Source organism: Antarctobacter sp. (assembly GCF_048262615.1).
In the GTDB taxonomy this organism is placed as follows: Bacteria; Pseudomonadota; Alphaproteobacteria; order Rhodobacterales; family Rhodobacteraceae; genus Antarctobacter.
The window spans coordinates 193,954-219,670 of record NZ_JBLXFB010000005.1 but is presented as its reverse complement, the minus strand read 5'-3'; the positions used below and the strand labels follow the sequence as shown (position 1 = coordinate 219,670).

Annotated in this window: 24 protein-coding genes; 13 read left to right on the top strand and 11 right to left on the bottom strand. The window is 65.5% G+C overall.

What is annotated here, in order from left to right; translation table 11 throughout:
• Positions 1–2: 2 nt before the first annotated feature.
• The 6 genes from ACN0S5_RS08070 to ACN0S5_RS08045 all read right to left on the bottom strand — a co-directional run bounded on the left by ACN0S5_RS08070 (position 3) and on the right by ACN0S5_RS08045 (position 8,571).
• The gene (locus ACN0S5_RS08070; RefSeq protein WP_417207612.1) at positions 3–3,053 is read right to left on the bottom strand and encodes an FG-GAP-like repeat-containing protein; all 3,051 of its coding nucleotides are present in this window, start codon (positions 3,051–3,053) and stop codon (positions 3–5) included.
• Between the two features lie 181 nt (positions 3,054–3,234).
• Entirely contained in the window at positions 3,235–4,401 is a 1,167-nt protein-coding gene (locus ACN0S5_RS08065; protein ID WP_417207611.1) for a hypothetical protein, read from the bottom strand.
• 37 nt (positions 4,402–4,438) lie between these two features.
• Positions 4,439–4,801, bottom strand: coding sequence for a hypothetical protein (locus ACN0S5_RS08060; protein WP_417207610.1), 363 nt, complete (start codon positions 4,799–4,801; stop codon positions 4,439–4,441).
• 183 nt (positions 4,802–4,984) lie between these two features.
• The gene (locus ACN0S5_RS08055; RefSeq protein WP_417207608.1) at positions 4,985–6,175 is read right to left on the bottom strand and encodes a tetratricopeptide repeat protein; all 1,191 of its coding nucleotides are present in this window, start codon (positions 6,173–6,175) and stop codon (positions 4,985–4,987) included.
• Between the two features lie 2 nt (positions 6,176–6,177).
• Positions 6,178–7,752, bottom strand: a complete 1,575-nt coding sequence (locus tag ACN0S5_RS08050; protein WP_417207607.1) for a tetratricopeptide repeat protein — start codon at positions 7,750–7,752, stop codon at positions 6,178–6,180.
• An 84-nt stretch (positions 7,753–7,836) separates the two neighbouring features.
• Positions 7,837–8,571 (bottom strand): prepilin peptidase, encoded by a 735-nt coding sequence (locus ACN0S5_RS08045; RefSeq protein WP_417207606.1) that lies wholly within the window; start codon positions 8,569–8,571, stop codon positions 7,837–7,839.
• 101 nt (positions 8,572–8,672) lie between these two features.
• Here ACN0S5_RS08045 and gspG point away from each other — a divergent pair, with 101 nt between their 5' ends.
• The 8 genes from gspG (at position 8,673) to ACN0S5_RS08005 (ending at position 15,131) form a co-directional block, all read left to right on the top strand.
• Positions 8,673–9,128, top strand: a complete 456-nt coding sequence (gene gspG, locus ACN0S5_RS08040; RefSeq protein ID WP_417207605.1) for a type II secretion system major pseudopilin GspG — start codon at positions 8,673–8,675, stop codon at positions 9,126–9,128.
• The gene (locus tag ACN0S5_RS08035; protein ID WP_417207604.1) at positions 9,113–9,574 is read left to right on the top strand and encodes a type II secretion system protein; all 462 of its coding nucleotides are present in this window, start codon (positions 9,113–9,115) and stop codon (positions 9,572–9,574) included. Before gspG ends, ACN0S5_RS08035 begins: the two co-directional genes overlap by 16 nt.
• A complete protein-coding gene (locus ACN0S5_RS08030) occupies positions 9,559–9,972 on the top strand; it encodes a prepilin-type N-terminal cleavage/methylation domain-containing protein (protein ID WP_417207603.1) in 414 nt (137 codons plus the stop codon). Before ACN0S5_RS08035 ends, ACN0S5_RS08030 begins: the two co-directional genes overlap by 16 nt.
• A complete protein-coding gene (locus ACN0S5_RS08025) occupies positions 9,972–10,616 on the top strand; it encodes a type II secretion system protein GspJ (protein WP_417207602.1) in 645 nt (214 codons plus the stop codon). The genes ACN0S5_RS08030 and ACN0S5_RS08025 overlap by 1 nt, the downstream gene beginning before the upstream one ends.
• Positions 10,613–11,509, top strand: a complete 897-nt coding sequence (gene gspK, locus ACN0S5_RS08020; RefSeq protein ID WP_417207601.1) for a type II secretion system minor pseudopilin GspK — start codon at positions 10,613–10,615, stop codon at positions 11,507–11,509. Before ACN0S5_RS08025 ends, gspK begins: the two co-directional genes overlap by 4 nt.
• 1 nt (position 11,510) lies before the next feature.
• Positions 11,511–12,680: a type II secretion system protein GspL gene (gspL, locus tag ACN0S5_RS08015; protein ID WP_417207600.1), complete on the top strand. Its 1,170-nt coding sequence runs from the start codon at positions 11,511–11,513 to the stop codon at positions 12,678–12,680.
• Positions 12,677–13,177: a type II secretion system protein GspM gene (gspM, locus tag ACN0S5_RS08010; RefSeq protein ID WP_417207599.1), complete on the top strand. Its 501-nt coding sequence runs from the start codon at positions 12,677–12,679 to the stop codon at positions 13,175–13,177. Before gspL ends, gspM begins: the two co-directional genes overlap by 4 nt.
• A gap of 67 nt (positions 13,178–13,244) precedes the next feature.
• A complete protein-coding gene (locus tag ACN0S5_RS08005) occupies positions 13,245–15,131 on the top strand; it encodes a hypothetical protein (protein WP_417207598.1) in 1,887 nt (628 codons plus the stop codon).
• A 48-nt stretch (positions 15,132–15,179) separates the two neighbouring features.
• Here the strand turns inward: ACN0S5_RS08005 and ACN0S5_RS08000 are convergent, their stop codons facing one another.
• Together ACN0S5_RS08000 and ACN0S5_RS07995 are read right to left on the bottom strand one after the other, a co-directional pair.
• The gene (locus ACN0S5_RS08000) at positions 15,180–15,941 is read right to left on the bottom strand and encodes an ABC transporter permease (protein WP_417207597.1); all 762 of its coding nucleotides are present in this window, start codon (positions 15,939–15,941) and stop codon (positions 15,180–15,182) included.
• Positions 15,938–16,876: an ABC transporter ATP-binding protein gene (locus ACN0S5_RS07995; protein WP_417207596.1), complete on the bottom strand. Its 939-nt coding sequence runs from the start codon at positions 16,874–16,876 to the stop codon at positions 15,938–15,940. Before ACN0S5_RS07995 ends, ACN0S5_RS08000 begins: the two co-directional genes overlap by 4 nt.
• A gap of 133 nt (positions 16,877–17,009) precedes the next feature.
• Between ACN0S5_RS07995 and ACN0S5_RS07990 the strand changes: the two genes are divergently transcribed.
• Entirely contained in the window at positions 17,010–17,987 is a 978-nt protein-coding gene (locus ACN0S5_RS07990; RefSeq protein WP_417207595.1) for a DMT family transporter, read from the top strand.
• On the opposite strand, the gene ACN0S5_RS07985 is transcribed toward ACN0S5_RS07990, so the two are convergent.
• Entirely contained in the window at positions 17,984–18,496 is a 513-nt protein-coding gene (locus ACN0S5_RS07985) for a hypothetical protein (RefSeq protein WP_417207594.1), read from the bottom strand. The two genes, ACN0S5_RS07990 and ACN0S5_RS07985, sit on opposite strands and share 4 nt — an antisense overlap.
• Before the next feature lie 119 nt (positions 18,497–18,615).
• On the opposite strand from ACN0S5_RS07985, the gene ACN0S5_RS07980 reads away from it, so the two are divergent.
• Both ACN0S5_RS07980 and gspD read left to right on the top strand, forming a co-directional pair.
• Positions 18,616–19,089 (top strand): type II secretion system protein N, encoded by a 474-nt coding sequence (locus tag ACN0S5_RS07980; RefSeq protein WP_417207593.1) that lies wholly within the window; start codon positions 18,616–18,618, stop codon positions 19,087–19,089.
• Between the two features lie 134 nt (positions 19,090–19,223).
• Positions 19,224–21,158 (top strand): type II secretion system secretin GspD, encoded by a 1,935-nt coding sequence (gene gspD, locus ACN0S5_RS07975; protein ID WP_417207592.1) that lies wholly within the window; start codon positions 19,224–19,226, stop codon positions 21,156–21,158.
• 128 nt (positions 21,159–21,286) lie between these two features.
• Here the strand turns inward: gspD and ACN0S5_RS07970 are convergent, their stop codons facing one another.
• Together ACN0S5_RS07970 and ACN0S5_RS07965 are read right to left on the bottom strand one after the other, a co-directional pair.
• Entirely contained in the window at positions 21,287–22,234 is a 948-nt protein-coding gene (locus tag ACN0S5_RS07970) for a Hint domain-containing protein (RefSeq protein WP_417207591.1), read from the bottom strand.
• Positions 22,235–22,245: 11 nt separating this feature from the next.
• The gene (locus tag ACN0S5_RS07965; protein ID WP_417207590.1) at positions 22,246–22,767 is read right to left on the bottom strand and encodes a toxin-activating lysine-acyltransferase; all 522 of its coding nucleotides are present in this window, start codon (positions 22,765–22,767) and stop codon (positions 22,246–22,248) included.
• 145 nt (positions 22,768–22,912) lie between these two features.
• On the opposite strand from ACN0S5_RS07965, the gene ACN0S5_RS07960 reads away from it, so the two are divergent.
• A complete protein-coding gene (locus ACN0S5_RS07960; RefSeq protein WP_417207588.1) occupies positions 22,913–24,403 on the top strand; it encodes a GspE/PulE family protein in 1,491 nt (496 codons plus the stop codon).
• Positions 24,400–25,614, top strand: a complete 1,215-nt coding sequence (locus ACN0S5_RS07955) for a type II secretion system F family protein (protein WP_417207586.1) — start codon at positions 24,400–24,402, stop codon at positions 25,612–25,614. Before ACN0S5_RS07960 ends, ACN0S5_RS07955 begins: the two co-directional genes overlap by 4 nt.
• Positions 25,615–25,717 lie beyond the last annotated feature (103 nt).

Sequence of the window (25,717 nt, the reverse complement as noted above, 5' to 3'; positions counted from 1 at the left end):
CCTCAGTCCGCCGCGCGGCGGATGCGATAGTGCGTCTCGGCGGCGAATTTGCCTTCGATCACCGTTTCATCGCCATCGGCCCAGCGGATCGTGACCCGAGTCGCTTCAACCGCGTCGCCAAGACCAAAATGCGCGACAGGTGCGTCGAATGACATGAAACCGCCGCCCAGTTGCAATTCCTGCGTCCGGGTCACGCCGTTTGTATCCGTCACCCGGATCGTCGCGCCGATGCCATCGCGGTTGCCGTCCAGATCCTCAAAAGACACCGCCAGCGCGTGGCCCGCTTGCGCGTTGTTGCGGAACACCGCCAGCGGGCCGTTCACGGTATAAGTCACAAGGTCCAGATCGCCATCGCCATCCATGTCGAACTGCGTCGATGTCGCCGTCATCAGGTAATCCTCCAGCCCGAAGGGGCCAGAGGCCTCGGCAAAACCGCTGCCGGTGTTGTGGTAGAACAGGTTCGACGGGCTGACCTCATTCGGGACCCATGTGCCGTTGACGATATAGACATCGCTCAGCCCGTCCTCGTCGAAATCGGCAATCTTTGTGTCCCAGCTCCAGCCGCCGATTTCCAGTCCCATGTCCTTGGCCACGTCGGCATAGCCGCCCTTGCCGTCGGGCGTCAGCAACACGTTAAAGCTCTTGATCTGCGGCAGGGCGGCGTCGGCTTCTGCCGCCGGGATCGGGCGAGAGGGCTTGAAGTGCACCTCGCAATAGGCGCGGGCCTTGTACTGATCCGCCGGGATCATATCGCAAATGCCCGCATCCTTGCGCTGAATCGCAAGGTCCTTGATCAGCATGGATTTGCATTCGGCCTGATATCGCCCGGTCAGGTCCTGACAGCGGCTGGCATATGTCGGGTCAAAGCTGTTGCCGGAACGATACCATTCCTTGATCGCCATGTTGCTTTCGCAGATTGCCCGCTGGTCGTCGCGAGTGATCGTGGCGCAGTAGCGCTCCAGTGGCTGCATCTTGAGCTTGGCAGAGACGCCCGAAGACCGCCCCGCGATCTGCGCAAGATACAGCTCTGCCGCGCCGTCGTTGTTCAGGTCGGCGGTCTTGATCGCCATTGTGGTCGTGGTGGTGTGCGGAATGATCCCGTCCTGAAAGGTGATCGCACGGAATCCGCCCGCGCCGTCCCCCATGTAATAATAATCCGGCACCTCGAAATCATTGCCGACCAGCAGGTCGGCCTTGCCATCGCCGTCAAGGTCGGTGAACAGCATCGACAGCGTCTCACCGGGGATGCCGGGCAGGACGGTATGTGCGGCGCCTGTTAATGCGCCGCTTTCGTTCCAGATGACGCGGTCGCGGGATTCCTCGCCCGGAATGCGGCGATACCAGCCCGCGGCCCAGTTGCCGACACCCAGGTCCAGATCGCCGTCCCGGTCCGGGTCGCCAAAGGTCAGCGCCATGCTCAGGGACGCGCCGGGCGTGTTGGTGACTTCTTGCGGCGCACCGAACCCGTCCGGCCCGTTCATCAGGGTGAAATTGCCGCGCTGGTAGGTGGCCAGAAACAGGTCGCGCCAGCCGTCGTTGTCGATGTCGACCAAAACGGCGTTGAAGACGGGCGCATCGGCCAGCGGTCCAAGGTCAATCTCCATCGGGGTGAACTGGCCCGTGCCGTCATTGGCAAACAGGCGCAGGGCAACCTCGGTCGAGGCGACGGCAAGGTCGATATCGCCATCCCCGTCGATATCCCCAGAGGCAAGACTGCGCCCCTCCCAGAAGGGGGGCCACATGTCGGCCATGGTGAACTCGATCGGCTGGTCCAGCCCGATCTCCCAGCCTTCGAGCCGGGTGAACCCGGTTCCCGCGGCGGGGGAAGGGGGGGCAAAGGGGCGGGGTTCCACAATGATGCGGGCGGCGTCGGGGCTGGTGACAACCCATGGGTCGCCCTCGGCGGCCTGAGCGGCCCACAGCAGGCGGGGCGTCTCTGCCTCACCGGTCAACATCCGCAATGCGCGGTCACTTTGCCATTCGTGGTAGTAATGCGCGCCCGCACCGGACAGGATGCCCAGCCCCGCGATGCTGGCAGCCAGCCAGAGCCCGGCGCGCAGGCCCACCGATTGCGCCACGATAAAGAAGGAGTAAACGCTGAAGCTGCCCAAGGTGAACAGCAGCGCCATGACGTAGCCATGGCTCAGTCCCAGACCCAGCAGCGCGCCCGTCACCACCACGTCAAAGGCGATGGGAACCGGCAGGAACACCCCGACCAGTGCGATCAGAACCAGAACGACCAGACTGAAACTCAGCCCGGTGATCAGCTCCTGCGGCAGCAGCGTGGCGACCACCGCCCCCAGAATGCCCGCCAGCAGCATCAGCGGCACGGTCATCTTGACGATGTACCAGAGGTTTTTCAGATAGCTCACCAGCACGTCCCACAGGGCGCGGTGCACGCCGGTCAGCGGTGCGGGCGGCACGGTGGCCACGCGCTGTGCGGGGGGAATTTCCTTTTGCGGCAGGTGGCGGCAGATCAGTGGCACGACCACAAGGATCACCAGCAGACTGAGCGCGATCTTGGTCAGCGCCATGTAGAACGGCAGCAGGCTGAACAACATCGTCAGCACCACCACGTTCAGGGTGGGTGAGGCGATCATCGCCGACAGCGTGGTTTCCGCCCGCAGGCCGCCTGAATACATGCCCCTTGCGATGGGCGCGGCGCAGTTGACGCAGACCCCCAGCGGCGTGCCGATGGCCAGACCCAGCGCGCTGTTGGCAAACCCACCCTTGAAGCTCTTGCGCCGCACATAGGGGGCCGCGGTCAGAAAGGCGGCGGCAAAGAGCACGCCAAAGGTCATGCCCTTCTTGTTGGTGTTGATCCAGTTGAGCGTGGACCAGAACATCCGTTGCAGCACGGTCATGTCCTCGGTCAGGGGATACTTGGCCTCGAACCCCAGCGGATCCTCCAGCAGGATGCCGCCCGACATCATCGCCTTTTCGTCCAGCGCCGGATAGCGCGAGCCGGTCCAGAACAGATAGGCCAGCACGACCACGATGGCGGATGCAATGGCAAGGCGAAGCCAGTCGGTGCGGGCGGCGGTACTTTCCACGGTCTGTCTCTCTTGTTTGGGTCTGGTGGGGGCGGTCGCGCGTCCTCAGTATGGAGGTTCCAGACCAATAGGGGCAAGCGGGCCGCCGATGGCGGCCAGTACGAAAACGCCCCGCCTGCGGTGGGCAGGCGGGGCGGGTATCAGGATCGTCGTGGCATGGTCATGGCCTACCGGGGCCGGATCACTTGGCCTGTGTGGTCAACGCGGTCTCCAGCACCTCGATGCGCTCATTCAGCTGCGAGATGTAGATATGCGCGTGTTCCAGCTCATTCAGCATGCCCAGCACCTTTTGGGTCAGGTCATACTGGCCAGTTTCGGCGGTCGGGCCGACGTTGGGCAGATAGCCAAGATCGTACATCATTTCCGCCCGCGCCGAGATCGGCAGGATGTTGTAGTCATCCGCAAAGACCGCATCGCACGGGGTCGCGCAGGAACCCGAGGTGGTGATCGTGCCAAGCAGGGTCAGGTTGCCGTTGCTTCTGAGCAAGAACTCGGACGCGCCGCCATTGGCGTTGATCGCCAATGCGCTGAGGCCCTTTGCCGTCGCAAAATCCCATGTGTCGGGGGAATCGATGTTGTCCATGCGGAACAGAACGTCGCCATTGTTGGACAGCGTCATGAGCGCACGAAGGGCTGCGGTGCCGTTTGTTTCTTCAATCAGCAGCGCCGCAGATGCGTTGCTGCGGCGAACGTGCAGCGCGGCGGTCGGGTTGTCTGTGCCGATGCCCACTTCGCCGGAGGAATCGATGAAGATACTGTCCTCAGGGGCACCGGGCTTGGCGCGGAAGAACAACTTGCTGCCGTTGGTCACGTCGCGGATGAAAAAGTTCGCCTCGTTCGCGGCGATGTCATAGGTCTGCGCGGTGAACCCGTCGCTGCCGTCCTGTTCCAGACGCAGGGTCGGTGTGTTGCCCTCGACGACGTGGATGTCCACCACCGGGTTGGCGGTCTTGATACCGACGTCACCGTCAGCCTCGACGTAGAGGGTGTTGACCGGTGCGCCAGCCTCGACCCGGAAGGGGATGCGCCCTGCGGTCGAATCCTCGAATGCCAGATAGCTTGCGCCGCCGTTTGACGTGTCGTTGGCGACGATGCGCCAGTCATTCGTCGGGAAACTTGCGCTGTTCGACGTATCCAGAAAGTGGATGCGCAGGTTGTTTTCTTTCAGTCGCAAGGTATCGAAGCCAAAGTTCTCGCCGTTGACGCAGTCGTTGCCGACGCACAGGCTGAACGTGATGATGACATCATCAAGGTGTTGAATGTCGGCAGAGGCGCTGCCGGACAGCGCCACCCAGGCACCAAGGCCTGCCGCGGCGATCTTCCGCGTCGATTTCATTTTGTTGGCCATGGTCTTGTTCCTCGCGCGCGTTGGTTCGTTTATCGGATCAGTTTTCTTCTTCGGTCATCTCGTCAGGCGTGGTTATGACGCCTCGGGATACGACGAACTGCCCTGTCAGGTAAAAGGATTTCGCCGCAGTATCAGAGGCTTTGTCACCGCGCCCGTTGTTTTGGGGATTGATGATCTTGACCTTCTCTTCGGTCGCGGCTGTCAGTTCAAAGCTGTAGACGCCATCCGCCGCATTGCCACGGTCCAGTTCGAAAACCGGCGTGCCCGAGGCCGCGAAGACGGTGGTCATTTCGCCACTGGGGGCGACCACGTCCAGCTTGGCGTTGGTCAGCCCGAACCAGTTCACGAACCAGAAGGCGGTCGAATTGTGCTGCGCCACCGGGTCGGCGGCCTGGGCCATGCCCCCTGCAAAAGTGAATGTGGCAATCGCTAGTACGCGAAGAGTGTGGCCGACCCGCATTTGGTGTCCCTTGGTCTTTGGGTAAATAAGTTTGAGCAGAAATGTTAACGGCTGCCCCTATTCCACGCAATAATGCCCTGAAAGGTGCCGCTGGGTCAAGTTTGATGCGTGTCTCGCGGGTATCTACTGCACCACATTTTGCCACGACGCCCATTTCGCTTCGGCCCGTGCCTGTGCGTCGTTGATCTGGTCGGCGGTCATTTTCGCGCTCCAGTACGCGGTCAGACCGGCGGTGCCGTCGAAACCGCTGGTGCCTGCCAGCACCAGCCACATCTGGCCAAGCACGTAGTCTTGCGGAACGCCCAGACCGCGGAAGTACAGCAAAGCGACATTTGCCATGGCCGGGGCGTAGCCTGCCTCGGCGGCGCGACGCATCATCAGCGCCGCCCGGACGTCGCGGCGCGGGTCGCGCAGATCGTCCTCCAGAACCAGATAGGCCACCAGAAATTCGGCCACCGGGTCACCTGCAAGGGCGGCTTTCTCCAAAGCCTTCAGGGCGTCCGCATCGTCGGGCGGCGGCGCGAGGCGCGCATCGTAGACCAGATGCTGTGCCTGTCTGGCACCGGCGTCGCCTTGCCCACCGCGCCGGTAATAGCTCGCGGCCAGTTCGTCGCTCTGCGGGACACCGAAGCCGTTTTCGTATAGCACGCCAAGATTGGTCAGCGCCTCGGGCAGTCCCTTGTCCGCCGCCGCCTGGAACAGGGTGGCGGCGCGGTCATAGTTCTGCGCCACGCCGTTGCCGCGCACATAAAGCAGCCCAAGGTTGTTGAGTGCCCGCGCATGGCCCGCGTCGGCGGCGCCCTGATACAGCGCGGCGGCCTCGGCAAAATCCTGCGCCACGCCTTTGCCGTTCTGCAACAGCACGCCAAGGCTGACCGCTGCGTCAAGGTTCCCGGCCTCGGCCGCGCGCCGGTACAATCCGGCCGCGCGGGTCAATTCTGCCTCATCGGTTTGTGTGGTCTCGATCACCAGCGCCAGATCGTACAGGTGTTCGGCTGTACCGCTCTCTGCGGCCCGTTCCAGCAGGGCGATGGCGCGCGGGATGTCGCGCGGCACGCCCAGACCCGCGTGATACAGCCGACCCAGCCGGTTGGCGGCCTCGCGGCTGCCTGCCTCGGCGGCCCGGTCATACCATTGCGCCGCGCGGGCAAAGTTCTGCACCACACCGTCACCGTTTTCGAACCGTTCGGCCAGCGTCAGTTGCGCGGTCAGGTCCCCGGCCTCGGCGGCTGCGCGCAGGTCGCCCTGCGCAAGGGCGGGCGCGGTCACAAGGGCCAGTGCAAGGGCAAGCGGACATAGCAGTCGTCGGCGCATGATCAGTTGGCCTCTGGCGCGGGCACGCGCAGGGCGTCGGTTTCAAACCAGGCGCGGGCGGCGTCTTGCGCGGCGGCGATCTGCTCGGGTGTCATGAGATCGCCCAGCACCTCGCGTTTTTCCGGTGCGTCCGGATGGCCAAAGGTGGCGGCGATATTGTACCACTTGTGCGCCTCGACATAATCGGGCGTGCCATCGTGGTCGCCACGGGCAAGGATACCGGCAAGGGCGAATTGCGCCGGGCCGTCGCCAAGGTCCGCCGCCGCGCGCATCAGCGTCAATGCCTCTTCGCGCCGCGCCTCATCAGTGTCGAACAAGTGCCGCGCCAAGGCGGATTGCGCCTGCACGTTCCCTGCCTTTGCCTGCGTATCAAGCCAGTCGAGCGCACCATCGCGCCCCGCCTTGGCGGCGGCCATGACCCAAGGCACCGCGCGTTGCGGGGCCGCGCGCCCGTCCAGACGTCCCTCGATGGCCAGCCGCCCCAGCTCAATCCGCGCAAGGCGCGCGTCCGTGGTGTCCAGCGCGCGGGTGTACCACGTCAGCGCGGTGTCGAAATCCTCTGCCACGCCAGAGCCCAGTTCGTACTGCCGGGCCAGCGCGACCATGGCGCGTCCCAGCCCGTTTTCCGCCCCCATGCGATACCAGCGTACCGCCTGCTCCATGTCCTGCGGCACACCTTCGCCGCGCGCAAAGGCGTAGCCAAGGTTGCTCATCGCCCCGGCGTCACCTGCCTTCGCGGCCAGCGTCAGCCAGCGCAGGGCCTCTTGCGGGTCGGCTGTCACCCCGTCACCCTGCAAATAGCGGGTGCCCAGCATCCGCTGGGCCAAGACATGTCCGGTCTCTGCCGCGCGGCGGAACCAGTCGAGCGCTTCGACACGGTTGGTCACACCGCTTTCGGGATCGTCAAGCAGCATGGCCAGCTGGATCTGCGCCTCTGTCAGCCCCTCACCGGCGGCCGCGCGCAACCAGCGCATCCCCTCTTCATTTTCCTTGTTCTCGAATTGAACGGCAGCGAGTGAGAATTGCGCCATGGCGTGCCGCTGTTCCGCGGCGGCCAGCAGCCAGTTGAAGGCCGCGCTCTGGTCCTGCGCGACGCCTTGGCCGTTCTGGTACAGCAGGCCCAGCATGTATTGCGCGCTGGCATCGCCACGGGTGGCGGCACGGGTCAGCAGATCGGCGGCCTTGACCGGGTCGCGTCCGGGACCGTCGGGCACATCGCTGAGATAGATTCGCGCCAGCAGGGTGGCGGCCTCGACGTGGTTTTGCTCCACCGCCTTGTTCAGCCAAAGCACCGCGCCCGCCGGATCGCGCGGCCCGCCGCGTCCCTCGATCAGCACGCGGCCATAGCGATACTGCGCCAAGGCGGTGCCGCTTTCCTCGGCCAGCGCTTTCAGCCCCTGACGCACGGTGACAAAGTCCCCCTGCGCCCAGGCGCGTTCGATCGCGGCCATTTCCGGCGGGTCCAGCGTTTCGGCGGCAGGTGGATCGGCCACGTCCTGCGCGGTCAGCGGCAAGGGCGCAAAGGCCGTGGTCGAGGCAATAAGGACTGTGACAAAGGGGCGTAAAAAAGACGTCATGGCGGCTCCGGTTCTCGGGCGTGTTGCAGGGCAGCGCGGGGCGATCCTAGCGATCCTGACACAATGCGCGAGGGCGTTGTGCGCTCAGAGCAGGGTTTTTTCAAGCAGCCAGAGCAGGGCGGCGGCACCGCAGAGGGCCGTTCCGAACGGCAGGGCAAGGTCGCCCTTGACGCCGCGATGCACGCCAAGGGTGACAACCAGCGCGCCCAGAGCGGCGACCAGAACCAGCAACGGCAAGTCGAACGGGCCGGTCAGTGCGCCCAGTCCGGCCATCAGTTTCACATCGCCAAGGCCCAGCCCCTCACGCCCCCGCAGCGCCTTGTAGCCGATGCGCAGGGCCAGAAAGCTGCCCATGCCCAGCAGACCGCCCGCCAGTGCCTGAACAAACACGCCCTGCGCCAGAGCCGCGCCAAGGCAGAGCGCCGTCAGCGCCGCGGTCAGCGCGTCGGGCAGCCGGAACCAGAGCAGGTCGCACACCGCCAGCGCCAGCAGCAGCCACAGCAGGCCCGCCGAACACCAGACCTCCCACCCGGTGCCGCCGCGCAGCAGCGCCAGACCGGCCAATCCCAGCGCCGCAAGCTCCATCAGCCAGAGCCAGCCGGGCAGGGCGGCACCGCAGTTTCGGCAGCGTCCGCGCTGGAGGGGATAGGACAGCAGCGGCACCAGATCGCGCCAACCCAGCCGCGTGTTGCAGCTTCGGCAGCGCGAAGGCCGGGTCACAACATCCTCGCCGCGCGGCAACCGGTCGACCAGCACCGCCAGAAACGATCCGACCGCAGGGGCAAGCAGCAACAGCAAGAGCATCGACAAGTCGGTCATGGCGGCCCTCCGATCCGCCAACGCATTGTCCGGCGGCGATTGTCTGCCCTCGGGTTCTTGTCTAGGATCGCCGGAAAACGTCAAGAGCCTCCGGGGAGCATATGTCACAAACACAACAGGCCGCGCCGCGCCGCGCCGCCGACGCGGGCTTTTCGTTGCTGGAACTGATGGTGGTCGTGGTGATCCTGTCGATCCTTGCACTGGTCATCGTGCCGCGCGTCATCGACCGGCCCGATCAGGCCCGCGCTGCCCGTGCGCAATCGGACATCGGGGCGATTCAGGCGGCGGTCAATCTCTACCGGCTGGACAATTTCCGGTATCCCACCACCGATCAGGGGCTGGAGGCGCTGGTGACACGGCCCAGCAGCGAGCCGGTGCCGCAGAACTGGTCGTCGGGCGGCTATATGGACCGGGTGCCGCAAGACCCGTGGGGGCGGCCCTATCAATATTTGCAACCGGGGGTTCACGGCGATTTCGACGTCTTTACCTATGGCGCCGACGGGGTGCCCGGCGGCACCGGGGCGGATGCGGACATCGGGTCGTGGACGCAGGGGTAAACCCACGCGAGGCGGGCTTCAGCCTGCTGGAGCTGATGGTCTCCGTTGCGGTCTTGGCGGTGCTGGCGGTGGGGGCCGGACTGGCCACCGGGTCCGCCGTATCCCCTGCCGCGCGCGATGCCGAAAGGTTCCGCCGGGCGCATGACCAGAACTGGGCGCTGGCCATTCTGGGCCGCGAGTGGCGTGGCCTGACCGTCACTCCCGACGCATTGATGCTGGCGCGCAAAGGCGAAAATGGCTGGGACAGCGGCGCGCGGTTGTATGACTGGCGCGGGCAGGCGCATTTCACGGCCACGGGTCCGCTGCCGGACTTTGGCACGCCCGAGATCACCTTTGCCCCAGACGGCAGCAGCACGGCCTTTGCGCTGGTCTTCAACAGCAGGCGGGGGCCGGTCTGGCGATGCGCCTCCGATGGGTGGAGCAAGCTGACATGCGCCGCCCAGTGATCGGTCCAGTGACCCGCGCGCCAAACCCGCCCAATGCCCTCAATGCCCCCAGAAACTGCCGGGGCCTGACCCTGCTGGAGCTGGTGATCGCCATCGCCATCCTGTCGCTGGGCACGCTGGCCACTCTGAACGTGATCGGGCAGGCGCGAACCACGCTGGGCGGAGCGACACCGCGCCTGTTGGCGCAACTGGCGGCCGAAAACCGCGCCGAGGAATTGCGACTGCCCGCAAGCGGATCGCTGCCCGCAACCGTGACGCTGGGCCCCTACAGTTTTGACATCGAAACCCGCCAACGAACCACCGCCGCGGGTCTGATCCGGGCGGATATCACCGTGACCTCGCAGGGCGGTCCGGGGGCGACGCTGGTCACCGTTCTGCCACCCGCGCGGGTGCCATGATGCGGCGGGACACGGGGCTGTCGCTGATCGAACTGGTCGTCGCCATGGCGCTGTTTGCACTGGTCGCCGTGATGGGCATGCAGACCCTCAGCGGCACGATCCGCAGCCGCGATGTGTTGACCGCGCGCGACGACCGGGACCAGAGCCTGGGCGTGACGCTTGCGCTGCTCCGGTCCGATCTGGACCGCGCGGCACCGCTGCTGTTTTATCCGCCCGACAGCCCGCCGCAATCGGCGCTGCATCAGATTTCAGAGGGGCAGTTTGGCCTGTCCATCGCCGCGCCGGCCGGGGCGGATGCGCCTTTCCAGCGCGCCGAATGGCGGTTGGACCGGGAGGGTGGGCTGCTGTCACGCCGGTTCTGGCCAGTGACAACCCCGGCCCATGCGCGCCAGCGCGGCCCTGAGAGGGTCCTGTTGACCGGTGTTCAGGCGCTGCGTCTGCGCAGCTACTGGACCGGCTATGGCTGGATCGAGGGGGCGGGGGCGGATCTGTTCGCCAAATCGCCGCCGCCCGGTGCGGCGGACGGCGATGCGGCGTTTGCCTTGGTCGCCAACACCTATTCCGATATCCTGCCCGCCGCCATCGAGATCACTCTGGTCCTTGAGGGTCTGGGAGAAGTCCGCCTGTTGGAGGCGCTGCAATGACGGGGCCGCGCGGCTTTATTCTTGTCAACGCGCTGGTGTTGGTGGGCGCGCTGGCGGCGGCGGCGGCGGTTCTGCTGATCCGCGCAGAGATGAGCGTACAGCGGCAGGCGGCATGGCAGGGGGCGGCGCAACTCGACGCGTATCTGGATGCCTTCGAGGCCCTGGCGATTGCCGCGCTTGAAGCGGACCCCGCAGGCGGGCCGGACACATTGACCGAAAGCTGGGCCCGGCCGATTGTTGCCGCCGAACTGGACAGAGGGGCGGTTACCGGAACGATGGAGGATTTGCAGGGGCGCTTTAACGTGAACTGGCTGGCTGTCCCGGATGACCTGAATGCTCAGGACGCCTTCGCCCGATTGCTGTCCGGCTTGGGCCTGTCGTCTGAACTGGGCGGTCAGATCGGCGATTTTCTTGCCCCCGGCGAGCCGCTGAATGCGGCCGCCTATGCCGGTGTCGATCCCGCCACGCAGCCGCGCGGCGGGCCGGTTCTGGACACCCGGCAACTGTTGGCGGTGCCGGGCCTGTCACAAGAGACGTTCGACCGGCTGGAGCCGCTGATTGTGGCGCTGCCCAGCGACACCCGGCTGAACGTCAATACCGCCGTGCCGCAGGTGCTTGCCGCATGGGTGCCCGGTTTGACGGTGGAGCGGGCGCAGGCCCTTGTCCTGCGGCGCGCCCGCACGCCGTTCGGATCGGTTCAGGAGTTCCTGCTCGAATTGTCCCCCGCCGTGGTCGCGCAGGTGGACGACACCCGGATCGCCACGGGATCGGAGTGGTTTCTGGCCCGCGCGACCGCCCGTCTGGACGGGCGCACGGCCGCGCGCCGTGTGGTGTTGTCGCGGCACCCGCTTCCAGTCGGGGTGTTGGTCGACTATCGTCTTCCCGATGGATGACTTGCACGACACCAAAGCGCTGCCGACGGACCCCGGATTGGCAACCGCCCCGATCACGGGACCTGCGCCGCGTGGCCGCTATGTGGCGTTGGTGCCGGGCGAGGCGGTGCCCTTGGTGACGCTGGACCTGCCGAAAGGGCTGCGGGGCCGGGCGCGCGAACAGGTGGCACAGCGACAGCTTGCGGATATGCTGGGGGCCGATGCGGCGGCGCTGCAACTGCGGCCCTTCGCGCCCGAGGGCATGGCCGAAACCTGGTCAAAGGTGATGGTCGCGGAGCGTGCGCAAGTTGCCCAATGGCGCGGGCAGACCGGAGGACGCTGTGCGGCGGTGCTGCCCGACTACCTTGCCCTGCCGGTCTCCGAGGGGATCTGGACGGTTGTGGGCACGCCTGACCGCCTGCGGGTGCGGTTTGGCCCCTATGACGGGGCGACCACGACAGAGGGCGCGCTTTGCCTTCAGGCCGCGCGGCTGGTTGCGGCGGGACATGCGCCCGACCGTGTTCTGCGGTTCGGGGCACCGTTGCCCGCGTTCGAGGGGTGGCTGGCGCAGGCCGGTATTCCGCTGGAAACCGACCCGGCCAAGATCAGGTCCGCCCCCTTGCGCGCCTTCTCGCGCGGCGAGCTGACGCTGGACCTGCGCGCCGATCCGCAGGCCGCCCGCACCCGGTTGCAGCGGCAGGTGCGGGCCTGGCAATGGCCGGTGCTGACCGGGGCGGTGGCGGCGGCGCTTTGGGCCGCGACGCAACTGACGGTAATCCGCGCCGTCGAAGAGGAAACCGCGACCGTGACAACCCGCGCCTTGCAGGCGACGCGCCAGAACTTTGTCCCCTCCGGCCCTATCCTCGACATGCGGGTGCAGATCGCGCGGGTGCTGGCGGATGAGCGCGCGGCGCTGCGCGCCAGCACTGACGACGCCTCGCCGCTTGATCTGTTCGCGGATGCCGCCCCCGTCGTGTCCGGGGCTGGCGCGGACCTGCAATCGGTGGCGTGGGAGCCATCGGGCGGCCTGCGCCTTGTCCTGCACGCAGGCGATTTTGCCGCCGTCGATGCGCTGGTCGATGCACTGGGCGCAGAGGGATTGCGCGTGACGGTCCGCGATGCACGGTTGGCAGAGGACAGCGGCCGCGTGACCGCCGATCTGGAAATCGGCCTGCCGGAGAACGGCGGATGACGCGCCGGTTCGTGGACCAGTTGCTGCGTCTGACCGGGCGGGAGCGGGCGCTGTTGCTGGTGATGGCCCTTGTGCTTGCCTGCGGTGCTGCGGCGGGCCTGCTGTGGCCTTTGGTAGAGCGGCGCGCAGCGGCGCAGGCGGCGCTGGACGAGGCGCGCGCCGTCGATGTCTGGGTCGCGGCGCGGGTCGCGGATATGCAGGTGTTGCGCTCTGCCACCGGCCCCGGACCCACGGCCCCCATCGGGTTGGCGGCGGTGCAGCGCAGCCTTGAGGGCGCGGGGCTGTCCAAAAACGTGGCGAGCCTGTCGGCCCGGCGCGGGGATGGCATTGAGATGCGCTTTGAGGCGGTCAGCTTTGACCGGCTGATCACATGGCTGACACAGGTCGAGCCGCTCTGGGGCTATCGCTTTGCGGCCTTCCGGATAGAGCGGGGGGCCGAAGAGGGGCTTGTCGCCGCAGTGATAGAGGTGGTGCCGCAGGCCGAAACACAGCGCTGAACGGATTTTCGGACGCCGCCTCAAATGCTAGGGTGCGGGTATTGTGATTTGAAAAGGCGCGTTTGGTATGGCGACTATTTTTGAAACGACGGATGCCGCGACCGGGGTGAACACGATCTATTCCCTGACCCTCGGCGATATCTTTGTCGGCTCCGTTGCGGGCGGCGATGAGGTCGACAGAACCCTTGTGACCCTGTCGGCGGGCGTGACCTACAGTGTCACGCTCACCGGGCTGTTCGGCGGCGGGTCGACGGGCGTTTTCAGCGTCGGGAACTACGACACCGGGCCGACCTTTTGGAGCGCGCAATATGCTGACGGGGCCCTGAGCGGAAACATCGCGGGTGTGCAGGTCACCGACATTGGCGGGGCATGGCGCGCGACCTTTGTTGCGCCGGTTTCGGGCGAATACTCGCTTTTGGTCGATGACAACGGCGACACGCAGGCTGCGGATTACCGTATGTCCATCGCCTCGGGGGACGGATCGGCGGTGTCGACAACCACTGTCACCGACACGAATGGCAGCTTCCCATGGGCGCAATACACCGACAGTTTCGATGCTGGCGGTGCCCTGATCCTGCGCGAGATGGCCTATGATGATGGCCGCACGCTGGCGACCGTCTTTGCCAACGGGCTGAAATTGTCGGCGACGGTCACGGATGCAAACAACGCCTTCGCCTGGGAAGACATCCAGAGCTTTTATGACGGGATCGCTGTCTTGACCGATCAGCGCGTCACCTATGACGATGGCCGGGTCGAGGCGGTGGAATTCGATGGCGGGCAGCGCCGTGTGTCGACCATGACGGATGTCGCTGACGCCTATCCTTGGGTAAGCTACGTGGACAGGTTCGACGACACGGGCGCGCGTGTCTGGCGGTCCATGACGTTGGACAGCGGCTTGCGGGTCGACACGGTTTCGCCGCGCGGACCGGCGGGCGGCGTTGCCGTGACCGAAACAACCGATGCCGCCACCGGTCTGGACACGATTTATACGCTGACGCCGGGCGACAGCTTTGCCGGGTCGGTGGCAGGCAGCGATGAAGTCGACCGCACGCTGGTCACGCTGGAAGCGGGGGAAACCTATACTGTCACCCTGACCGGGCTGTTCGGCGGCGCGTCTGCCGGGTCCTTCGGCGTTTCGAATAACGATTCCGGTTCGACCTATTGGAGCGTGGCCTACGCCACCGGGGCGATAAACGGCAACATCGCGGGCCTTCAGGTGGTCTACACCGGCGGTGCGTGGCGCGTGACTTTTGTTGCGCCGGTCGATGGGGAATATTCTCTGACGGTCGATGACAACGGCGACGCGCAGGCGGGGGCCTACACTGTCGCGCTGCTGCCCGGCAACGGGACGGCCTATACCTCGGTGACGATCACCGACCTGAACGACGGTTTCAACTGGGCCACTTACACCGATTTTCTGGATGCGGGCGGCGCGCGTGTCCTGCGGTCCATGGTGCTGGACAGCGGTTTGCGTCTGGAGACCGACTACAGCGGCGGCGTCCGGACCCAGCTGCGCGTGACCGACGTGGCCGATAGCCTGAACTGGACCCGCTACACCGACAGTTTCGATACGGGCGGCGCGCACACCTCGCGGGTGATGGTGCTGGACAGCGGGCAGATTGTCGAGACGACCTATGCAAACGGCACCAAGAGCGCGGTCACCGTCACCGATGGCGCGGACGACTTTGTGTGGCACAGGCTCCACACCACTTTTGACAGTGCGGGTGTCGTGACCGGCCAGACCAACAGCTATGACGATAGCCGGGTGCTGACCAATGCCTATCAGGGCGGTGCCCTGACAACCTCGACCATGACCGATCCCGATGATGTCTATCCGTGGCAAAGCTATGAGGACAGCTTCAACGCGGCAGGCGACCGGACCCAACGGGTGATGGTGATGGATGACGGGTCAGAGATCATCACCACCTTCGCCGAAGAGCCGGGGGTGATCTAGGCATCAAATGCCCCGCCCGGCCATGGAAGGTCGGGCGAGGCGACATGCTTAGCTCCGGATGCGCCAGCCGGTCTTGAAGATCCACCAGATCGCGATCATGCAGATCGCCGTGAACCCGCCGATCGCCGCAAGGCTGACCGCGATCGGCACATCGGCGATCCCGAAGAACGACCAGCGGAAACCGGACACAAGGTAGACCACCGGGTTGAAGTAGGCGACCGTCTGCCATGCCGGGGGCAGCATCGAGATGGAATAGAAACTGCCACCAAGGAACACCAGCGGCGTGACCACCAGCAAAGGCACCAGTTGCAACTGTTCAAAGCTTTTGGCCCAGATGCCGATGATGAACCCCAGCAGGGCAAAGCTGACGCAGGTCAACACAAGGAAGGCCAGCATCGCAACGGGGTGCTGGATCTCCAGATCGACAAACAGCGCCGAGGTGCCAAGGATCACCACCCCGATGAACAGCGCCTTGGTCGCCGCAGCCCCGACATAGCCCAGCACGATTTCCAGAAAATTCACCGGTGCCGACAGCAGTTCGTAAATCGTGCCGATGAACTTGGGAAAGTAGATCGCAAAACTGGCGTTCGAAATCGCCTGCGTCATGACCGACAGCATGATCAGACCGGGGACGATGAACGCGCCATAGCTGACGCCCTCGACCTGATCGATTCGAGACCCGATAGCCGCGCCAAAGACCACGAAGTAAAGCGAGGTGGACACCACCGGCGAGATGAAGCTTTGCAGGATGGTACGGAAGAACCGCAGCATCTCGAACTTGTAGATCGACAGGATCGCGGGAAGGTTCATGCCGCGGCCTCCTTTTTCTGGTCGGCCACAAGACTGACAAAGATGTCCTCAAGCGAGTTCTGCGCCGTATGCACGTCGCGCACATTGCAACCGGACGTGGCCAGCAGGCCCATCAGCCGCCCGATCCCGGTGCGTTCGGCCTGCGTGTCATAGCTGTAGACGATCTGTGTGCCATCCTCGGACAGGTGCAGGTCATAGTCCGACAGCGCCTCGGGCAGGGTGGCGATGGGGTCCATCAGGTCGATGGTCAGTTCCTTCTTGCCCATGCGCCCCATCAGGCTGGCCTTGTCCTCGACCAGCAGGATCTCCCCCTTGTTGATCACACCGACCCGGTCGGCCATCGCCTCGGCCTCTTCGATGTAATGGGTGGTCAGGATGATGGTCACGCCATCGTTCTTGAGTTCCCGGACCGTCTCCCACATGTCGCGGCGCAATTCCACGTCGACCCCGGCGGTGGGTTCGTCCAGAAACAGGACGCGCGGTTCATGCGCCAGAGCCTTGGCGATCAGCACCCGGCGTTTCATGCCGCCCGACAGTTCAATGACCTTGGAGTCGCGTTTGTCCCACAGCGACAGCCGCCGCAGGATGCGTTCCACCAGCGCCTCATCCCCGCGTTTGCCGAACAACCCGCGCGAAAAGCGTACCGCATCGGCGACCTTCTGGAAGGGTTCAAGGTTGATTTCCTGCGGCACCAGCCCAACCAGCCTGCGCGCTGCCCGGTAGTCGGCAATCACGTCATGACCGCCGACGGATATCGTGCCTCCGGTGATCCGGGTGATCCCGCAGATCGCGGAAATGAGGGTTGTCTTGCCAGCGCCGTTCGGCCCCAGCAGCGCGAGAATTTCGCCTTCTTCGATGGCGAGCGAGACGCCCTTGAGTGCCTCGAACCCGTCATCGTACTGTTTCCGCACGTCGCGGATGTCTACCATGGGCATATGCCGCCCTCCTTGTTCGCATGCGCGCAACCTAACCTTCCGCACGTGATGTTCAATTGAGCAGGAATGCATAGAGACCATGCATGTCGCAAACAGACTGGCGGCCAGCGGCGTCGGGTCCTAAAGCCAAGGGATGACCCCCGCAAAACTCAATCGTCCCGCCCTTGGCATCCTGTTCATCTGCATAGGCATCGTCGCCATTTCGATAAATGACCTTCTGATCAAGGTGTTGTCCGGCGGCTATCCGCTGCACCAGATGATTTTTGCCCGCTCTGCCGTTGGCTTGGTGTTCTCCTTTGGCTTTGTTTTTGCCGAAGGCGGCCTTGGCGTGCTCCGGACCAGCACGCCGGGGTTGCACCTGTTGCGCGGCCTGCTCGTCGTGCTGTCGAACATGACCTATTTCTGCGCGCTGGCGGTGTTGCCGCTGGGGCAGGCGACGGCGCTGTTCTTTGTGGCCCCCCTGCTGATCACGCTGCTGTCGATCCCGATTCTGGGCGAAAAGGTCGGCCCGCTGAGGATTGGTGCGGTGATTGTCGGTTTCGCCGGAGTGGTGGTGATGCAAGAGCCGTGGAACGCGGATGTGTCGGCCTCGCGGCTGGTGATGCTGTTGCCGGTGGTCGCGGCGGCGTTTTATGCCTTGATGCAGGTGCTGACACGGCGGCTGGGCATGACCACGCGGGCCTCGGCGCTGGCGGTCTATGTGCAGGGGACGTTCCTGATTGTCTCGACGCTGTTCTTTCTGGTCGCCGGGGACGGGCGCTTTGTCGAAGGGGTCGAGAACGAAAGCCTGATCTTTCTGCTGCGCGCGTGGGTCTGGCCCGCGCCGGGGGACTGGGTGGTGTTTCTGGGATTGGGGCTGTGTTCCGGGGTGGTCGGCTATTGCCTTGCCGCCGCGTACCGGATGGCCGATGCCGCCACCATCGCGCCATTCGAATACATCGGCCTGCCGCTGGCGATCTTCTGGGGCTGGATGGTGTTCGGCGAATGGCCGATCCCGGCGACATGGGCCGGGTGCCTGCTGATCATCGGGGCGGGGGTCTTTGTCTTTCTGCGCGAACAGGCCAAGGCACGTCCCGCGCCGGGGCGGCGATCCCGCTGGGGACGGCGCTAAAGCGCCTTCAACCGCACCGCGATGCTGGCCTGACGACCGGCCAGCGATCCCAGCGGATCCAGTTCAGGGTGCGTTGCCAGCACCTGAGCCATAGAGGATTGCGCGCGCTCAAGATGCATCTTGCCGGCCTGCGTCTTGCCCTCTGCCAAGGATTCAAGCCCCAGTTCGTGCCGGGCCGTGGCCGCCACCGACAGCGCCGCCGCACTGGCCGCGCCCTCGCTGCCCATCGCCATGGCCTCGGCCATCTGGGCGGCTTGCGCATAGTCTCCGGCGCGCAGCAGGCTGTGGGCATATTCCAGCTGGATCCGGGGCAGGAACGGGCCCGCGCTGCTCATCAGCCGCGCGTATTGACGGTTTGCCTGCCCGTATTCGCCCTCTTCCAGCGCCGACCGCGCCACCACATAGTTCTTGCGAAAGCCCGATGAATTGCTCTCTGCGGTGCCGCAGGCCGCAAGGGGCAACAGCACGCCAAGCGCCATGGACGCCAGCATCACGCGTTTGGGGGTCATCTGCTCTGTCCTCATTATCGTCGCCAAGGTTTGCCTTGATCGAGCGTCATGATACCACCGGACAGGGGGCGGCGTCCACGAAAACCCAAGACCGCCCATGGGATAAGACGGAGAGCGTGATGCGCTGGCTTGCCTGGCTGTTGACGCCATTGACCCTTGCCGCGGCTGTCTGGGCGGGGCAAGGCCTGTATCGCGCGCTGGAAAATCCGTTGCCAGAGGCGGCGGCACTGGCCCCGGCACCTGCCGATGAGACGCTGGCGCTGGACATGCCGCAACCACAGCCGCCGGTCCGCTGGCCGTCGCTGTTCGGCACCTATCAGCCGCCCGAACCGCAACCGCCGCGCCCGCCCGCCCCGGTTCTGGAAGAGCCGCCGCGCCCGCCCGCGCCGCCGCTCGACAGCCTTGGGTTCGCGCTCAAGGGGGTGGTCAGCGACGGCGACACCCGCTGGGCCATCATCTCGCATCCGACCGGCGAGCGCCTGATCCGGGTTGGCGACAGCCTTGCCGACAACGTCGTTGTGACGGGGATCGAAACCGGCGGGCTGCGGGTGGACAACCACGGTGAGGATGCCTTTCTCGCCTTCCGCGACTGACCCCTTTCCGCCCCGATTCGCCGAGGGGGAGACAAGCCCTTTGTTTCGCTGTATGTTGTGCGAAACGACCGCGAACACGCGGCGAAAAACAATATCGAGAGGGCACGAAAGTGCGGGCAGGAACTTTGGTCGACATGAGCGGCCCCGCGCGGGTTCGCGCGTGGTGTCTGGCAGGCTTCATCGCAATTCTTTTGCTGTTGCCGGGGGGTGTCCGGGCGCAAGGCGCGCTTGATCTGCGCGACGCGGACCTGCGCAGCTTTGTCGAAATCGTGTCAGAGGCGACGGGCCGCAACTTTGTGATTGATCCGGGCGTGCGGGGGACCGTCACCGTGCTGGCCCCGGACAACGTGACCTCTGCCGCGCTGTATGAGATCTTTCTCAACGTGCTGGAGGTCAACCGCCTGACCATCGTCAAGGGCATCGACGCCGACCGGATCGTGCCGCTGAACACCGCCCGAGAGCTGTCTCCCGGCGCTCCGGGGGCAGGTGTCTATGAGACCCGTGTCATCTATGTGCAACACATTCCCGTCTCTGAGGTGGTCGATGTGGTGCGCCCGCTGCTGCCGTCCGAGGCGGTGATTTCCACCGTTCCCAATGCGCGATTGATTATCCTGTCGGATCGTTCGGGCAACCATCGCCGCATCCAGAACCTGATTTCCGAACTCGACCAGCCGCGCTCTGAGCCGATCGAGATGATCCGCCTGCGCAACGCCGACGCGCGTGAGGTGCTGCAAGTGATTCAGTCCATGGGGATCGTGCCCGACGGCGCCAGCGTCAGCGTCGATGCGCGCTCGAACGCGCTGCTGGTGCTGGGGCCGCGTGACCTGCGCGAACAGATCCGCATCCTGTCGGGCCGTCTGGACGCGCAGCAAAACAATCAGCAAAGCCGCGTGGTCCAGATCAACTATGCGCAGGCGGCGACGCTGGCGGACGTGGTGTTGCGCAGCTTTCAGGGGGCGGACAGCGGCGGCGGCACCGGCGGGCAGATCCGCATCGTGCCGGAGCCGGGCACCAATTCGCTGCTGATCTCCGCCCCTGCCGACCAGATGCAGGACATCGTCGCCATGGTGCACCATCTGGACCGCCGCCCGACGCAGGTGCTGGTCGAGGCGGTGATCTTCGAGATGTCGGTGGACGGGTTTTCCGACCTGTCGGTGCAGTTCGGCGCGATCCTGAATGATGCCATCATCGGCGGGGTGCAGTTTGCTCTGGAAGGGCGGCCCAGCCTGACCAGCCTTGTGTCCACCGTTCTGAACGGCGACACGGCCAACCCGGGCAATGGCGGCGTGATCGGCGGGCGGGCGGGGGACAACTCCACCGGGATCGCGGGGCTGCTGACAGCCATCGCCGAGACCCGCAGCACGCGGCTGTTGTCGACGCCCTCGATCCTGACCCTGAACGGGCAGGAGGCAGAAATCGTGGTGGCCCAGAACGTGCCCTTTGTGACCGGGCAGTTCACGCAGGTGGGGCAGGGCGCGGTGAATGAGCCGTTCCAGACCATCGAGCGGCAGGACGTGGGCCTGACGCTGAACGTGACGCCGCAGATCAATGCGGACGGGACCGTGCGGATGGTGATCAAGCAGGAGGTGTCGAACCTCACCAATGCGGTCTCATCGGCGGGTGGAGAGATCACCGCCAAGCGGGCGCTGTCGACCACGGTTCTGGTGCGTGACGGCAATGTCATCATGCTGGGCGGTTTGCTGGAGAACGGCTTTGGCTCCAATTCTCAGCGGGTGCCGGGGATTTCGAAGCTGCCCATCGTGGGCGGGCTGTTCCGGGGCAAATCGGGGACCAAGAACCAGCGGGTCTTGCTGGTGCTGTTGCGGCCCCGGATCGTGTCCTCGGACAAGGAGGCGACGCGGCTGACCCGTGAACTGGCGCGCGAGGCCAAGAAGGCGAGCCTTGCGATCCAGCCCGAGGACAGCACGCGTTTTCCGCAGACCCCTCTGGGGGCGCTGCCCTTTGATGGGGCCGATCTGAATCAGCCCTTTGACGCGACCTTTATTGATCGCGCGGCGGAGACGAAAAACTATCCGCCGCTGCCCAGCCGGTTGAAGTTTTCTGAGTGACGCCTTGGGCTGTCCACGCGTGGACAGCCTTGGGGTTATGAAAAATCAATGGGTTACAGAGGCGATTTAACCAACGCTTAGGAATTGCGCCGACGCCGCACCGGATATCCGGTGCGGCGAGAGACACCTTAGGCGGCGTCTTGGCCCTGTCCGGACAGCCGGTCCCGCAGATACGCCGGGACCATCCGGGCGGCGCTGATCCGGGGCAGGGGCATCTCTGGGATCGCGGCCTCATCCCCGTAGAGCGCGAGGTATTCGGCGTGATTGTCGAAACTGCTGCGCGCCACATAGTCGATATAGGTTTCCGCCGCTGCGCCATTGGCGAGGATCACGTCATGGGCGTCCGTCTCGACATGGTAATAGGCGATGGTCTGGCCAAAGCGCCGCCAGTCGACCCAGTGCACCGAGGTGCCGTTCACAAGTGCGCCCGCCGTGATCACCATGCCGTCCAGCACCATGCCGTGATCGGCGGTTACGGTCAGGTCGCGGTTGGGCACGCCCGGCGCAAAGGCGCCCGCGCGGATGCGCACCGGTTCCAGCCGGTCGGCGGGTTTGAACATCGGGCTGATGCTGGTGCGGCCAATCCATTTCACCGGCACGCTGCGGCCCTCGGCGGTGGTCACAAGATCGCCGATGGCCAGATCCTCGACCGCGCGTTCGCCGTGGGGCGTGGCGATACCGGTGCCAGCGGCGAAACAGAGGGTGAAGTTGAAATTCAGCGTGTCGGTGTCGAAACTGCTGAAGGTGCTGCTGCCCTGCACCGTGCCGGAATGGCTGTTGAGGCCGCTGGCCTGCACCTGCGCCGCCGTGACGGTATAGGTGAATGTCCCGTCGGCGGCGTTGAGGTTGAACGTCCCCGGAAACGATGCTGACGGCGTGAAACCGTAGTTGCTGTCGCTGCTGCCATCGACAAATTCGAAGTCGCCGGTGAAGACAAACGTCGTGCCTATGGCGCTGAAATCGACGTCATAGGTATAAGTGTCGTCGGTCTGGTTGCCGGTGCCGATGTTTTCCTGCGTGGTGCTGGATGCGGCGACCGACGGGTTGGTGAGTTGCATGACGCCAGACAGGCCCATGGGGAATCTCCTTATGAAATTGTGTCAAACGCGCGGGCCGGGATGCGGTGGCTTGTCCACCTGTCCGGGCCGTCGCGGCGAAATTCGGTGATGTGTTTGAGAACGCCCGGCGCGGCAAAGCGCGCAAAGCGGGCGGTCTGATGCTCTGGCCCCAGCGCCTTGAGAAAGGTCCGGGTCAGCCCCGCGCCAAGGTTTGATCCCGGATAGGGGGCGATCAGTTCCATGATCCACGCCCGCGTGCCCGAGGCCCAGTCGCGCGGCGCGATCATCTGGCCGTCGATCAGCTTTGCCTCGGCCTCTGGTGACAGGAAGGCCCATGTGATCGCGGCGCGCGGCACGCCGTCGATGTTGCGAATGTGGTAGAACCGCAGGTCAACGGGCGGCTGGATCAGCAGCCGGATGTCGGAAAAGGACATCCGGTCATATTTGGGCGCACGCATGTAGAGAAAGGAGATCGCGCCATAGGCGGCGATCTGGTCCCGTTCCGGGTATTCCGGTTTCGGCCCGTCAAATCCGGTTTTGGTTGGTGTCATGCCTGCTCTGCGCCCCGCTCTGGCCCATAAGGTTAACGGCAGCCCGGTTTGTCAAGCATTGCAAGCGGTTGGGAAAGACCGTTGCGGTGGCGGTGGTGTTGAGGGCACAAAGGGCACGCACCTTCTGCGCGGGATACACCACCGGATGACCAAGAGCCCTGAGGAACCGCTGTTGCTGATCACGCCGGAGCCGTTGCCGGTGCTGCCCTATGCCTTTGCCCGCGACCACGGGGTTGCCTTGGACGGGGTGCGGGTGGTGGCGGGACCGGGGGCCACGCTGACCGGCCTGCGCGAGGCGCAGCGGCGGGCCGGGCTGGCGGCCCCGCTGGACATGCCGGATGCGGCGGGCTTCGAGGCGGTGCTGGCGCGGCTGTACCACAGCGCCAAGCGCGACGGCGAGGCGCAGGGCGTGACCTTTGATCTGGTCGATGACGCGGCGCAGCGGCGCGGGCGCGATCTGTTGGAGGACGCCGAGGAAGCGCCGGTGATCCAGTTGGTCAACCAGTTGCTGCGCAAGGCGGTGCTGGACGGCGCGTCGGACCTGCATATCGAGCCGCACGAGGGCGGGCTGCGCGCGCGGATGCGCGTCGACGGGTTCTTGCAGACGGTCATGGACCGGGCCGATGTGCCGGTGAAACGGGTGGTGTCGCGGCTGAAGGTCATGGCGGGGCTGGACATCGCCGAGACGCGGCTGCCGCAGGACGGGCGCATCCCGCTGCGGCTGGGCGGGCGGATGATCGACACGCGGGTGAGTTCCTTGCCGGGCAATTACGGTGAGCGGATCGTGCTGCGGATTCTGGACCGCGCCGCCGGGTTGATGCCGCTGGAGCAGTTGGGGCTGGATCAGGTGCAGATTGCGCTGCTGGAAAAGCTGGCCGCCACGCCGAACGGGATCATCCTTGCCACCGGGCCAACGGGCGCGGGCAAGACCACGACGCTGTATTCGCTGTTGAAACTGGCGGACCGGGAAGAGCGCAATATCGTCACGGTCGAGGACCCGATTGAATACGATCTGACCGGGATCTCGCAGACCCAGATCAACGCCGAGATCGGCATGACCTTTGCCGCGGGGCTGCGGGCGACCCTGCGGCAGGACCCGGATGTGATCCTTGTGGGGGAAATCCGCGATGGTGAGACCGCCAGCACCGCCGCACAGGCGGCGCTGACCGGGCATCTGGTGTTTTCCTCGCTGCACGCCAACAGTTCGGTCGCCGCCGTGGTGCGGCTGCGCGATCTGGGGCTGGAGAATTTCCTGATCTCGGCCACGCTGCGCGGTGTCATCGCGCAGCGGCTGTTGCGGCGGTTGTGCCAGGACTGTCGCCAGCCGCATGCGCCGACCGAGTCCGAGGCGCGGCAGTTCGATATGACAAACATGCCGCTGCCCACGGTGCTGCATGTGGCCAAGGGCTGTCCGGCCTGCAACGGGGCGGGCTACGTCGGGCGGATCGGGATTTTTGAGATCCTGCCGGTGGATGAGGACCTGCGCGAGGCGATCAACTATGGCGCGGGCGAGGGGGCCTTGTGGAAAAGCACGCTGGAGCCGCGTGACCGGCTGATCGGGCAGGCGCTGCGGGCGGTGGCGACCGGACAGACCAGCCTTGCCGAGGCGCTGCGCGTGGTCGGGGACGGCGGATGAGGGCCTTTGCCTATGTCGCCTACACCGCCGACGGGGCGCGCAAGGCGGGCACGGTTGTGGCCGAGACCGAGGTGGATGCCTCGGAGCAGCTCAAGGCGCAGGGGCTGTATGTCTCTGACCTGACGGCGCGGTCGCGGGGGCGTGCGGCGCGGGGGCGGGGTCTTGGCCGGGCGCGGCTGTCGCGGGATTTGCAGGCGGTCTTTACCCGCCAGATGGCGGTGCTGCTGAGCGCCGAGATGGCGGTGGACGACGCGCTGGGCACGCTGAAAAGCGCGGGCAGCACGGCGGCGCTGGATCAGGTGGTGGCCCGCGCGCAGGCCGCCCTGCTGGAAGGAGAGCCGCTGTCGGTGGCGCTGGACACCAGCGGCGCGGGGTTCCCGCGCTACTATCTGGCCGCCGTGCAGGCGGGCGAGCGGGCGGGGGAGTTGTCAAACGTTTTCAACAGTCTGGCAGAGCATCTTGAGACCGCGCGCAGCGACCGGGCGCAATTGGGGTCGGCGCTGGTCTATCCGGCCTTTGTGGCGGTGGTGTCGGTGCTGGTGGCGGGGGTGCTGTTTGTCACCGTCGCGCCGGAGATCGTGGCCCTGTTCGAGACCTCTGGCCGCCCCTTGCCGGATCTGACGCGGCGCATGATGGCGCTGTCGCGCTGGATCGAGGGGCATGTGGCGCTGCTGGGGGGGATAGCGGTGGCGCTGATCGCCTTTGGGGTGATCAGCGGGCGGGTGCAGTCGCTGCGCGACGCCCGCGACAGGGCCTTTCTGCGGCTGCCGGTGGTGGGCTCGCTGATGCGCCAGGGCGCGGCGGTGCAATACCTGCGCACGCTGGCGTTGGTGCTGGATGCGCGCCACACGGTGCCGATTGCGGTGGAAAGCGCGGGCTCGGTCCTGACCATCAGCCGCTTTCGCGCCGAGGCGGACAAGGTGGCAGAGGCCATCCACGCCGGGGAATCCCTGTCCACCGCGCTGACGGCGCTGAGCGTGGTGCCACCCGTGGCGCGCCAGTTGATCGGCGCGGGCGAAGTATCGGCCCGGTTGGCGCGGATGACGGGGCGCGCGGCGGCGCTGGTGGAAAACGGCCTGTCGACCCAGCGCAAGCGCATTGCCGCACTGATGGAACCGGCCTTGATGATGCTGGTCGGGGCAATGGTGCTGGTGATCGTGCTGTCGGTGTTGCTGCCGATCTTTGACCTGCAAACGCTGGTCGCCCCCTGAGAGGGAAAACCTCAGAGCATTCCCCTTGATCGAAATCGGGCTTTGAAACGCACGAGGTTAGCGCGCGAAGTTAATGGGTGTCTCCGGAAAGTCGCACTTCATT

Coding starts and splice junctions, on each gene's coding strand:
- ACN0S5_RS08065 (WP_417207611.1), bottom strand. CDS start 4,401: ATGGCCAACAAAATGAAATCGACGCGGAAGATCGCCGCGGCAGGCCTT.
- ACN0S5_RS08060 (WP_417207610.1), bottom strand. CDS start 4,801: ATGGCCCAGGCCGCCGACCCGGTGGCGCAGCACAATTCGACCGCCTTC.
- ACN0S5_RS08055 (WP_417207608.1), bottom strand. CDS start 6,175: ATGCGCCGACGACTGCTATGTCCGCTTGCCCTTGCACTGGCCCTTGTG.
- ACN0S5_RS08050 (WP_417207607.1), bottom strand. CDS start 7,752: ATGACGTCTTTTTTACGCCCCTTTGTCACAGTCCTTATTGCCTCGACC.
- ACN0S5_RS08045 (WP_417207606.1), bottom strand. CDS start 8,571: ATGACCGACTTGTCGATGCTCTTGCTGTTGCTGCTTGCCCCTGCGGTC.
- gspG (WP_417207605.1), top strand. CDS start 8,673: ATGTCACAAACACAACAGGCCGCGCCGCGCCGCGCCGCCGACGCGGGC.
- ACN0S5_RS08030 (WP_417207603.1), top strand. CDS start 9,559: ATGCGCCGCCCAGTGATCGGTCCAGTGACCCGCGCGCCAAACCCGCCC.
- ACN0S5_RS08025 (WP_417207602.1), top strand. CDS start 9,972: ATGCGGCGGGACACGGGGCTGTCGCTGATCGAACTGGTCGTCGCCATG.
- gspK (WP_417207601.1), top strand. CDS start 10,613: ATGACGGGGCCGCGCGGCTTTATTCTTGTCAACGCGCTGGTGTTGGTG.
- gspM (WP_417207599.1), top strand. CDS start 12,677: ATGACGCGCCGGTTCGTGGACCAGTTGCTGCGTCTGACCGGGCGGGAG.
- ACN0S5_RS08005 (WP_417207598.1), top strand. CDS start 13,245: ATGGCGACTATTTTTGAAACGACGGATGCCGCGACCGGGGTGAACACG.
- ACN0S5_RS08000 (WP_417207597.1), bottom strand. CDS start 15,941: ATGAACCTTCCCGCGATCCTGTCGATCTACAAGTTCGAGATGCTGCGG.
- ACN0S5_RS07995 (WP_417207596.1), bottom strand. CDS start 16,876: ATGCCCATGGTAGACATCCGCGACGTGCGGAAACAGTACGATGACGGG.
- ACN0S5_RS07990 (WP_417207595.1), top strand. CDS start 17,010: ATGACCCCCGCAAAACTCAATCGTCCCGCCCTTGGCATCCTGTTCATC.
- ACN0S5_RS07985 (WP_417207594.1), bottom strand. CDS start 18,496: ATGACCCCCAAACGCGTGATGCTGGCGTCCATGGCGCTTGGCGTGCTG.
- ACN0S5_RS07980 (WP_417207593.1), top strand. CDS start 18,616: ATGCGCTGGCTTGCCTGGCTGTTGACGCCATTGACCCTTGCCGCGGCT.
- gspD (WP_417207592.1), top strand. CDS start 19,224: ATGAGCGGCCCCGCGCGGGTTCGCGCGTGGTGTCTGGCAGGCTTCATC.
- ACN0S5_RS07970 (WP_417207591.1), bottom strand. CDS start 22,234: ATGGGCCTGTCTGGCGTCATGCAACTCACCAACCCGTCGGTCGCCGCA.
- ACN0S5_RS07965 (WP_417207590.1), bottom strand. CDS start 22,767: ATGACACCAACCAAAACCGGATTTGACGGGCCGAAACCGGAATACCCG.
- ACN0S5_RS07960 (WP_417207588.1), top strand. CDS start 22,913: ATGACCAAGAGCCCTGAGGAACCGCTGTTGCTGATCACGCCGGAGCCG.
- ACN0S5_RS07955 (WP_417207586.1), top strand. CDS start 24,400: ATGAGGGCCTTTGCCTATGTCGCCTACACCGCCGACGGGGCGCGCAAG.